Consider the following 1,176-nt stretch of genomic DNA (forward strand, 5'->3'; position numbering starts at 1 on the left):
GCGACCACCCGGTCGGCTCGGCCCCCAACTGCTCCGCGGCACGCTGCCGCCACTCACCTGTCAGGTCGGCGAGCGACCGGACCTCCTTCGGCGGGCGCGTGGCCAGCGTCGCCTGGGCCCGGAGCTCAACGATCGTCCTCGCCGAGGGCATTCGCCCGTGCTGTGCGACGTACTCCGCGATGAGCTCTTCCTTCTTGAGCTCGATCTCGCGCGTACGGCTGGAGAACTCCGTGATCAGCTCGTCGGTGACACCGACGATCTCCCATCGGGGATTCCGGTCGGGTCCGCGCTGACGCAGCTCCCATTCGATGCCGAGGTCGCGCGACAGCCGGTCAGCGAGGAGGGCGTCGTAGTGCGCCGACAGGCCGGTGCGTGAGGCGAAGACCGGGCGTCCGTCAAGGCTGCGCCAGCGGCCGTCCATGACGGTCAGCACCTTGTTGGCAACCACGACGTGCGTGTGGAGCTGCGGGTCGCCGGCCCTCGAGTCGAAGTGGTCGTAGGCGACGGCAGCGACACCTGCCACGTCGACCTGAGCGATGGCGCCGTCAGCATCGGAGAGGCCCGCACGAGTGGCGGCGACCTCTCGCTCGAAGAGCGCAATCACGTCTGCGACCGCCGTGTGATGGGCGGCGACGATCCGCTCCTGGGTGACGGCGTCTGCGACACCCCAGAGCACGGACACGGACTTCGGAACGCTGAAGGTGAGGTCGAACCCGGCCACCGCTCGTCGCATCCCAGCGGCGGTCTCCTCGGCCTCGATCCTCGTGGTCTCGGCCGCGCATTCCTCCTGGGTCATCTCGGGATCAAGGGCGCCAACGCGCTCGGAAATCCGATCCGAGAGCCGCTTGTACGACGGATACGCCCGGCCGAGCTGCTCCCCCGTGATGGGGTCTCGGCCCATGCCCACCAGCAGGGCGAGATGCTCCTCGCTCACCGGCATGCCCGGCCGGAGCTGGCCGGCGCCGAAGGCACCGACGCCGGATCCGAGCCAGCGGCCGGGCGGCGTACCGACCTCGGAGTAGTAGCGAGTCAGCGGCGTCGACAGGACGCGGTTGCCGTCGCCAGCCGCGACGCTGCGCAGCAGGTACTGGTAGCCGCTGCCCGCGGACATCCGGCGCATCGAGACCGTCACGGCCGTTTCCGTCCCACAGGCCTCAGGTGCGCGTCCTTCTCCAC

At 69.9% G+C, this 1,176-nt stretch carries 1 protein-coding gene; it reads right to left on the bottom strand.

Annotated elements, in window-relative coordinates; genetic code table 11:
- A partial coding sequence (locus EPN29_14315; GenBank protein ID TAN30408.1) for a conjugal transfer protein occupies positions 1-1,111 on the bottom strand: 1,111 nt, incomplete at its 3' end.
- Between the last annotated feature and the right edge of the window lie 65 nt (positions 1,112-1,176).

It is taken from the genome of bacterium (assembly GCA_004299235.1).
GTDB lineage: Bacteria > Chloroflexota > Dormibacteria > Dormibacterales > Dormibacteraceae > SCQL01.